General features: G+C 67.8%; 2 protein-coding genes. Both read left to right on the top strand.

Annotated elements, in window-relative coordinates:
• Positions 1-802: FAD-binding oxidoreductase (locus G3N97_RS38770; protein WP_205997994.1), on the top strand; the 802-nt coding region annotated here is incomplete at its 5' end.
• Between the two features lie 112 nt (positions 803-914).
• On the top strand, positions 915-1,387 hold a 473-nt coding region (locus G3N97_RS38765; RefSeq protein ID WP_205997993.1), incomplete at its 3' end, for a PAS domain-containing protein.

Below are 1,387 nucleotides of genomic sequence, written 5' to 3'. Positions count from 1 at the left end.
TACCACGCCGCCGCGTAGCGATCTGCGCATCGTCGCGCCGTACGACAGCACCAAAGTGCTGCGCCAGCCGGTGGCGGTGCGTCGCGCGCGCATCGCTTCGCTGGACACGCTCACCGAGGACACGCGCCGCCTCGAACTGCAACTCGATGCCGACGACCTCAACGGCAGCGCCGCCGAGTTCGAAGCGGGCCAGTTCGTCGAACTCGCGCTGCCGGACGACGAAGGCGCAGGCGATCTGCGTCGTCCGTTCTCGCTCGCCAATACGAGCAACTGGGACGGGCGGCTGGAATTGCTGATTCGTCTGCGCCCCGGCGGCGTGTTTTCGGGCTGGCTGCGCGAGCGCGCGCGCGTGGGCGACGCGCTGACCGTGCACGGCCCGCAAGGCGGTTTCGGCCTGTTCGCCGACAGCTTGCGGCCGCGCTGGTTCGTGGCGGGCGGCACCGGGCTCGCGCCCGTGCTGTCGATGCTGCGGCGCATGGCCGAGTATCAGGAGATGAACGAGGCGCGCCTGTTCTTCGGCGTGAATCGCGTCGATGAGCTGTTTATGACCGACGAACTCGCGCGCTTGCAGACGGCGCTTCCGCAGTTGCGCGTCGAGGTGTGCGTGCGCGAAGCCGACGACGCCTGGCGCGGTTTTCGCGGCACGCCGGTCGAGGCGCTCCAGGCGGCGCTTTCGTTGACGAACGCCTCGCCCGATCTCTACGTGTGCGGCCCGCCCGCAATGGTGAGCGCCGCGCAAGCCGCGGCCGTGGCGGCGCGCGTGCCGTCCTCGCAATTCGCGAGCGAGCGCTTCGCTGTCTGAGACGAAGCCTCGCGTTGTTCCTGCGAACTCGCCTTCGGGCGAGTTTTTTTATGTCTCGCGGTGCGTTTTGTCAGAGATTGACATTTTGTCGTAAATCGTCAAAATGTCACGCATGGCGAAGAAGATCAAGACACCTACCGAGGCATCCGGCGCGAACGTCAGCGCGCGCGAGAACGCGCTGCTGCTACGCGAAGGCCGCAAGATCGTCGAGGCGCTCGGGCAGACGCTCGCGCCGCTCGTCGAGGTCGTGCTGCACGATCTGACCACGCCCGAACAGTCGGTCGTCGCGATCTCGAACAATCTGTCGGGCCGTCAGGTCGGCGACGCCGCCACCGAAATGGGCCTCGCGCGTCTGAGCGATCCCGGCTTCCCCGAAGTCGTCGCCAATTATCCGAATCGCTTTCCCGACGGCCGGCCGGTCAAGAGCACGTCGATCGGGCTGAAGAACAGCGCGGGCGAGTACGTGGCGGCCGTCTGCCTGAACATGGACGTCTCGCTGCTCGGCGCGGTCACGGCGGGCCTCGGCCAGTTGATGCAGACCGGCGCCGCCGCGCCGCTGCCCGAATCGCTCGCGCCGCGCAGCGG

The organism is Paraburkholderia sp. Ac-20347 (genome assembly GCF_017104805.1).
In the GTDB taxonomy this organism is placed as follows: Bacteria; Pseudomonadota; Gammaproteobacteria; order Burkholderiales; family Burkholderiaceae; genus Paraburkholderia; species Paraburkholderia tropica.
This window is presented reverse-complemented; position numbering and strand designations above follow the sequence as displayed.